Annotated in this window: 8 protein-coding genes; 6 read left to right on the top strand and 2 right to left on the bottom strand. The window is 69.2% G+C overall.

All coding sequences use genetic code 11. The features are described 5' to 3' along the window. The 5 genes from QQK83_RS11225 to QQK83_RS11205 form a co-directional block, all read left to right on the top strand. Positions 1-345: SPOR domain-containing protein (locus QQK83_RS11225; RefSeq protein WP_284264296.1), on the top strand; the 345-nt coding region annotated here is incomplete at its 5' end. Positions 346-349: 4 nt separating this feature from the next. Beyond that, positions 350-1,363, top strand: a complete 1,014-nt coding sequence (locus QQK83_RS11220) for a glycoside hydrolase family 3 N-terminal domain-containing protein (protein WP_284264295.1) — start codon at positions 350-352, stop codon at positions 1,361-1,363. Further along, entirely contained in the window at positions 1,356-2,156 is an 801-nt protein-coding gene (locus QQK83_RS11215; protein ID WP_284264294.1) for a segregation and condensation protein A, read from the top strand. The genes QQK83_RS11220 and QQK83_RS11215 overlap by 8 nt, the downstream gene beginning before the upstream one ends. Then, entirely contained in the window at positions 2,157-2,855 is a 699-nt protein-coding gene (scpB, locus tag QQK83_RS11210; protein ID WP_284264293.1) for an SMC-Scp complex subunit ScpB, read from the top strand. A 93-nt stretch (positions 2,856-2,948) separates the two neighbouring features. Continuing rightward, entirely contained in the window at positions 2,949-3,140 is a 192-nt protein-coding gene (locus tag QQK83_RS11205; RefSeq protein ID WP_284264292.1) for a hypothetical protein, read from the top strand. 113 nt (positions 3,141-3,253) lie between these two features. Here QQK83_RS11205 and glnA read toward each other — a convergent pair whose 3' ends face one another. Together glnA and QQK83_RS11195 are read right to left on the bottom strand one after the other, a co-directional pair. Further along, positions 3,254-4,660, bottom strand: coding sequence for a type I glutamate--ammonia ligase (gene glnA, locus QQK83_RS11200; protein WP_284264291.1), 1,407 nt, complete (start codon positions 4,658-4,660; stop codon positions 3,254-3,256). Between the two features lie 76 nt (positions 4,661-4,736). Beyond that, entirely contained in the window at positions 4,737-5,075 is a 339-nt protein-coding gene (locus tag QQK83_RS11195; RefSeq protein WP_284264290.1) for a P-II family nitrogen regulator, read from the bottom strand. A 176-nt stretch (positions 5,076-5,251) separates the two neighbouring features. Between QQK83_RS11195 and QQK83_RS11190 the strand changes: the two genes are divergently transcribed. After that, on the top strand, positions 5,252-6,802 hold the full coding sequence (locus QQK83_RS11190; protein ID WP_284264289.1) for an NAD(P)H-hydrate dehydratase: 1,551 nt from the start codon (positions 5,252-5,254) through the stop codon (positions 6,800-6,802). Positions 6,803-6,842 lie beyond the last annotated feature (40 nt).

Here is a 6,842-nt window from a genome sequence, read left to right as displayed (position 1 = left end):
CCGGCCGAGATCGTCACCCGCGTGCGGGCCGCTGCCCCGGCCGCCGAGGCCGCGCCGCAAAACGTGCGCGAGATCGACGCCGCAGGCCTGCCCGAGGGCACGCGCCTCGTGCAGCTGGGTGCCTTCGACACGCCCGAGATCGCCCGGTCGGAATGGGAGCGGCTCACCGCACGCTTCCCCGATTTCTTCGACGGCCGCGCCCGCGTGATCCAGGAGGCAAGCTCGGGCGGGGCGGCGTTCTACCGGCTGCGTGCCCATGGCTTCGACGATCTCGCCGCCTCGCGCCGGTTCTGCGCGGCGCTCATGGCGCAGAACGCGCCCTGCATCCCCGTGACCGTGCGCTGAGACCATGGCCCCCCTCTCGGCCACGATCCTCGGCTGCGAGGGCCCGCACCTGTCCCCCGACGAAGCGCGCTTTTTCGCGGCGGCGCAGCCCTGGGGCTTCATCCTGTTTGCACGCAACATCGCCGATCCGACGCAGCTTCTGGCGCTGACCTCGGACCTGCGGGCCGCGGTGGGGCGGGACGCGCCGATCCTGATCGACCAGGAGGGGGGGCGCGTCCAGCGCATGCGCCCGCCGCATTGGCGGCAGTGGCGCCCCGCGCTCGACCAGATGGCGCAGGCCGGCCCCGGCCGCGCGGCGCGCGCCATGCACCTGCGCGCGCGGCTGATCGCGCATGAGCTGCGCGCGGTGGGGATCGACGTGAACTGCATGCCGCTGGCCGATGTCGCCCGCGAGACGACGCATCCGATCCTGAAGAACCGCCTCTACGGCACCGAGCCCGACACGGTGATCGGCGCGGGCCGCGCCGTGGCCTCGGGGCTGATGGCGGGCGGCGTGCTGCCGGTGCTCAAGCACCTGCCGGGCTACGGGCTGGGCGAAGTGGACAGCCACCTGACCCTGCCGCGCGTCACCGCGCCCTTGGCGGAGTTGCAGGCCGTCGATTTCGCCGCCTTCAAGCCGCTGGCCCACCTGCCGCTGGGGATGACCGCGCATATCGTCTACGAGGCGGTGGAAGACGAGCTGCCCGCCACCTTCTCGCCCGGCCTGATCGCCATGATCCGGGGCGAGATCGGCTTCGACGGTGCATTGATGACCGACGACCTGTCGATGGGCGCGCTTCCCGGCCCCATCGGCCAGCGCGCCGCGCGGGCGCGGGCGGCAGGCTGCGACCTGATCCTGCATTGCAACGGCGAGCGTGCCGAGATGGAGCTGGTCGTCGCCGAGGCGGGCGCGCTCGACGGTGCCTCGCTCATCCGCTGCGACCGCGCGCTGGCCGCCCGCCAAAGCCCCGAGCCGCTTGACATCGAGGTCGCCGAGGCCGACCTTGCCGACCTTCTGGACGGAGAGGTTTATGGCTGACCGGCCCATCGCCGCCAACGACACGGATGCCGAATGGGACGCCGTCGCCACGCGCCGCGCGGCCGAGGCGCTGATCGTCGACGTGGACGGGTTCGAGGGGCCGCTCGATCTGCTCTTGACGCTGTCGCGCTCGCAGAAGGTGGACCTGCGCAAGGTGTCCATCCTGCAACTGACCGAGCAATATCTCGCCTTCATCGAAGAGGCGCGCACGCTGCGCATCGAGCTGGCCGCCGATTACCTCGTCATGGCGGCCTGGCTCGCCTTCCTGAAATCCCGTCTGCTGCTGCCGCCCGACCCAACCGAAGAGGGGCCAAGCGGCGAGGAGATGGCCGCCTATCTCGCCTTCCAGCTCGAGCGCCTTGCGGCGATGCGCGATTGCGCGGCCAAGCTGATGGCGCGCGACCGGCTGGGGCAGGACCGTTTCGCGCGCGGCGAAGTTCAGGAAATGACCACCGCCCGCCGCGTCACCTGGACCGCGGGGCTTCTGGACCTGATGCAGGCCTATGCCCGCATCCGCACCCGCGACGAGTTCCGCCCCTTCGTGCTGGACCGCGAGGCGATCCTGACCATGGAAGAGGCGCTGGACCGCATGCGCGGCATGATCGGCTACGCGGGCGAGTGGACCGACCTGATCAGCTACCTGCCGGAGGGCTGGACGATGGACCCCAAGCGCCGCCGCTCGGCCACCGCGGCCAGTTTCGCGGCGGCGCTGGAACTGGCCAAGGCGGGCAAGGTCCGCATCCGGCAGTCCGAGACTTTCGCGCCGATCCAGCTGCGCCGCAGGGACGACTAGATGAACGACACCGCCCAACAGCCTGACGGCAGGGAGAAAAGCCTGTTTCGCGCCCCCCCGCTCCCCGAGCAGGAGCGCATGGTCGAAGCGATGCTGTTTGCCGCCGCCGCCCCCTTGACGCTGGCCGAGATGGAGGCGCGGATGCCCCATGGCTGTGACCCGGCCGAGGCGCTGCAGCTTCTGCGCAAACGCTACGAGGGGCGCGGCGTGACCGTCGCCCGCGTGGGCGATGCCTGGGCGATCCGCACCGCCGCCGACCTCGGGTTTCTCATGGCGCGCGAGACGGTCGAGACCCGCAAGCTCAGTCGCGCCGCGATCGAGACCTTGGCGATCATCGCCTATCACCAGCCCGTCACCCGCGCCGAGATCGAGGAGATCCGCGGAGTCTCGGTCTCGCGCGGCACCGTCGATCAGCTGATCGAGTTGGAATGGGTCCGCTTCGGGCGCCGTCGCATGACGCCGGGGCGGCCTGTCACCTACGTGGTGACGCAAAGCTTCCTCGACCATTTCGGCCTGGAAAGCGCCCGCGACTTGCCGGGTCTGAAAGAGTTGCGCGAGGCGGGCCTTCTGGAAAGCCGCCCGCCCGAGGGGGGCGAGGCCGAGTTGCCGCGCGACGAGGATACGGGCGACATGTTCGAGGACGACGCCGAGGCGCAGCTGCCCGACGACGAACCGGGCACCGGCGAAGACGATCTTTGAGACGCTCCTGATTTTCGCCACGATCGTGGTATATCCCACCGTGACGGCAAGGCGTCCCCCGGTGAAGGCCGGGGGCAATTCCGGGGCAGAGACATGGACCGAATTCTGAACATGCTGATCCGCCGCGTCATCGGGCGATTGATCGGCCGCGGCGTGGACGCCGGTATCGCGCGGGCGACCCGCGGTCGGGCGGATGCCACGCCCGAGCAGCAGGCGCAGGCCCGCCAAAGCGCGCAGCGCAGCAAACAGGCGCTCAAGCTCGCCCGCCGTATCGGGCGGTTCTGAGGGGCACCCGCCGTATCGGGCGGTTCTCAGGCTCGCGGATCTCAACGAAAAAGCGGATCACAACGAAAAACGGGCACCCGAAGGCGCCCGTTTCCCGTTCCTTGCAGCGGCGATCAGCAGCTGTAGTACATCTTGTATTCGACCGGGTGCGGCGTGTGCTCGAAGGCATAGACCTCGTCCCACTTGAGCGCCATGTAGCCCTCGATCTGGTCCTTGGTGAACACGTCGCCCTTGAGCAGGAAGTCGTGATCGGCTTCCAGGCTCTCCAGCGCCTCGCGCAGGCTTGCGCAGACGGTCGGGATGCCGGCCAGTTCCTCGGGCGGCAGGTCGTAGAGATCCTTGTCCGACGGATCGCCGGGGTGGATCTTGTTCTGGATGCCGTCGAGGCCGGCCATCAGCAGCGCGGCAAAGCACAGGTAGGGGTTCGCCGACGGGTCGGGGAAGCGGGCCTCGACGCGCTTGGCCTTGGGGCTTTCCGTCCACGGGATACGCACGCAGCCCGAGCGGTTCCGGGCCGAGTAGGCGCGCAGAACCGGGGCTTCGAAGCCGGGGATCAGGCGCTTGTAGGAGTTCGTCGACGGGTTGGTGAAGGCGTTCAGCGTCTTGGCATGCTTCAGGATGCCGCCGATGAAATACAGCGCCTCGTCCGACAGGTCGGCATACTTGTCGCCCGCGAACAGCGGCTTGCCGTCCTTCCAGATCGACATGTTGACGTGCATGCCGGTGCCGTTGTCGCCGGCCATCGGCTTGGGCATGAAGGTCGCCGACTTGCCGTAGGCATGCGCCACGTTGTGAATGACGTACTTGTACTTCTGCAGTTCGTCGGCCTGCTTGGTCAGGCTGTCGAAGATCAAGCCCAGCTCGTGCTGGTTCGACGCGACCTCGTGGTGGTGCTTGTCGACCTTCATGCCCATCCGCTTCATCGTGGAGAGCATTTCCGAGCGCAGGTCCTGGCCGGGGTCGATCGGGTTCACGGGGAAGTAGCCGCCCTTGATGCCCGGGCGGTGGCCCATGTTGCCCATCTCGTACTCGGTGTCGGTGTTCCAGGCACCGTCGACCGCGTCGACCTCGAAGGCGACCTTGTTCATGCTCACGGCATAGCGGACGTCGTCGAAGACGAAGAATTCCGCCTCGGGGCCGCAGTAGAACACGTCACCGATGCCCGAGGATTTCAGGTAGGCCTCGGCCAGCAGCGCGGTGCCGCGCGGGTCGCGGTTGTAGGGCTCGCCGGTGTCGGGCTCGACCACGGTGCAGTGAACGCAGATCGTCTTTTCCGCGTAGAACGGATCGACATAGGCGCTGTCGGTGTCGGGCATCAGCTTCATGTCCGATGCCTCGATGCCCTTCCAGCCCGCGATCGAGGAGCCGTCGAACATGAAGCCTTCGTCAAGGAAATCCTCGTCGACGAGGTCCGCCATCACCGTAACGTGCTGCAGCTTGCCGCGCGGATCGGTGAAGCGGATGTCGACGTATTCCGCGCCTTCGTCCTTCATAAGTTTCAGGAATGATTCTTTGCTCATCGTGACCTTCCCTTGACGTAGTGGTCCTGTGGTCCGTGCCGCGCGCAGCGCGTGGCCCGTGTGATGGATGCCGCGCTCAGAGCGCGTCTTCGCCCGATTCCCCGGTGCGGATGCGGATCGCCTGGCTGATGTCGGAGACGAAGATCTTGCCGTCGCCGATCTTGTCGGTCTTGGCGGCGTCGATGATCGCCTCGATGGCGGCCTCGGCCATGTCGTCGGCCAGCACCACCTCGATCTTCACCTTGGGCAGGAAATCCACGACATATTCCGCGCCCCGGTAGAGCTCGGTATGGCCCTTCTGGCGGCCGAAGCCCTTGACCTCGGTGACGCTCAGGCCCTGGATGCCGATCTCCTGCAGGGCTTCCTTCACCTCGTCGAGCTTGAAGGGTTTGATGATCGCTTCGATCTTCTTCATCTCGGGCCTGTGCCTCCTCGCCAGTTCTCGGACCCCGTGACATCACTTTCGGCGGGGGGCGTCCATGCGGTAGCGTCGGGATAGCCGCCGCGGGGCGGGCGAATCCCGATGGCCGATCAGGAATTGAGCATAGTGCCCAAAAATGCATCACTCGTGAAATCGACGGCTCCGGCGCGATGACCGGCCTTCCGACAGCCGCCGAAATGCGCGGGATCGAGCGCGATGCCATCGCCAGCGGGCAGGTGAGCGGCCTCGACCTGATGGAGCGCGCGGGGCAGGGCGTCGTCGATGCGGTCCTGGCGCACTGGCCGGAGCTGGCGGCGACCCCGCACAGGGCGATCGTGCTGTGCGGTCCGGGCAACAACGGCGGTGACGGGTTCGTGGTGGCGCGGCGGCTGAAGGCGCTGGGGTGGGAGCTCGAGGTGTTCTTGCTTGGCGATCCCGCCCGCCTGCCGCCGGATGCCGCCACCAACCATGCCCGCTGGGCCGCGATGGGGGCGGTCAAGCCCTTGCCGATGTCGGCGCGCCCCGAGCTTGCGGGCGGCACCGGGCTGATCGTGGACGCCCTCTTCGGCATCGGTCTTTCGCGCGGGATCGGGCCGGATCTGGCGCAGGGGGCGCTGATGCCGTTTGACGGTGCCGCCTATCTCGATTGGCGGCGCGTCGCCGTCGATGTGCCCTCGGGCCTGTGCGCCGACTCAGGTCGCATCCTGACGGACAAGGCCGGGCGCGGACCGGCCTTTCGCGCCGATCTGACGGTCACCTTCCATGCGGCGAAACCCGGCCACCTGCTCGGCCCCGGCCCCGACCTGTGCGGCCGTGTGATTGTATGCGACATCGGACTGCGCACGCACGCAGCTGACGGCGCGCTGTCGCTGGTCGATGCGCCCGACGCGTCGGTCCTGCGCAAACAGGGCGGGCACAAGTTCGACCACGGTCACGCGCTGGTCCTGTCCGGGGGGCGCGGGCGCTCGGGGGCCGCGCGGCTTGCGGCACGGGCCGCGCTCAGGATCGGGGCGGGGCTTGTCACCGTGGCCGCCCCGCCCGAGGCGATGGCCGAATGCGCGGCGCAGCTGACCGCGATCATGCTGCGCGAGGTCGCGGGCGAGGCGGATCTTGCCGCCATGCTCGAGGATGCGCGGCTGACCGCGTTGTGCCTTGGTCCAGGGCTCGGGCTGGCGCAGGCGCGCGCGCTTGTGCCCGCGGCGCTTGCCGCGCGGCGTGCGACGGTGCTCGATGCCGATGCGCTGACGGCCTTCGCCGATGCGCCCGATGCGCTGTTCCGGGGGCTGCATCCGGGCGTCGTCCTGACGCCGCATGACGGCGAATTCGGGCGGCTCTTTCCCGACCTCGCGGCGCGCCTGGGGGCCGCGGCGGTGAGCGGTCCGGCCTTTTCGCGGGCCGATGCGGTGCGGGCGGCGGCGGACCGGGCCGGGTGTGTCGTGCTGCTCAAGGGGCGGGACACGGTCATCGCCGACCCCTCGGGCGACTGCCGCGTTCACGCGGCGACCGGTCCGCGCGCGGTGCCCTGGCTTGCGACCGCGGGCGCGGGGGATGTGCTGGCCGGGATCATCGCCGGGCTGATGGCGCGAGGCCTGCCCGCCATGGCGGCGACAGGGGCCGCGGCCTGGCTCCATGTCGAGGCCGCGCGGCGCTACGGTCCCGGCCTGATCGCCGAGGATCTGCCCGAACGGCTGCCGCATGTCCTGCGCGGCCTCGGCGCATGACGACGCCTGTCATCGTGGCGCGACCGGGCGCCGCGGAGCG

This window comes from Roseicyclus amphidinii (genome assembly GCF_030163755.1).
GTDB classification, from domain to species: Bacteria; Pseudomonadota; Alphaproteobacteria; order Rhodobacterales; family Rhodobacteraceae; genus Roseicyclus; species Roseicyclus amphidinii.
The sequence above is the reverse complement of the archived record's forward strand: the minus strand, read 5'-3'. Positions and strand labels throughout refer to the sequence as shown.

Excerpts from the sequence above, each read along its gene's own strand:
- QQK83_RS11220 (WP_284264295.1), top strand. The coding sequence starts at position 350 with ATGGCCCCCCTCTCGGCCACGATCCTCGGCTGCGAGGGCCCGCACCTG.
- QQK83_RS11215 (WP_284264294.1), top strand. The coding sequence starts at position 1,356 with ATGGCTGACCGGCCCATCGCCGCCAACGACACGGATGCCGAATGGGAC.
- scpB (WP_284264293.1), top strand. The coding sequence starts at position 2,157 with ATGAACGACACCGCCCAACAGCCTGACGGCAGGGAGAAAAGCCTGTTT.
- QQK83_RS11205 (WP_284264292.1), top strand. The coding sequence starts at position 2,949 with ATGGACCGAATTCTGAACATGCTGATCCGCCGCGTCATCGGGCGATTG.
- glnA (WP_284264291.1), bottom strand. The coding sequence starts at position 4,660 with ATGAGCAAAGAATCATTCCTGAAACTTATGAAGGACGAAGGCGCGGAA.
- QQK83_RS11195 (WP_284264290.1), bottom strand. The coding sequence starts at position 5,075 with ATGAAGAAGATCGAAGCGATCATCAAACCCTTCAAGCTCGACGAGGTG.
- QQK83_RS11190 (WP_284264289.1), top strand. The coding sequence starts at position 5,252 with ATGACCGGCCTTCCGACAGCCGCCGAAATGCGCGGGATCGAGCGCGAT.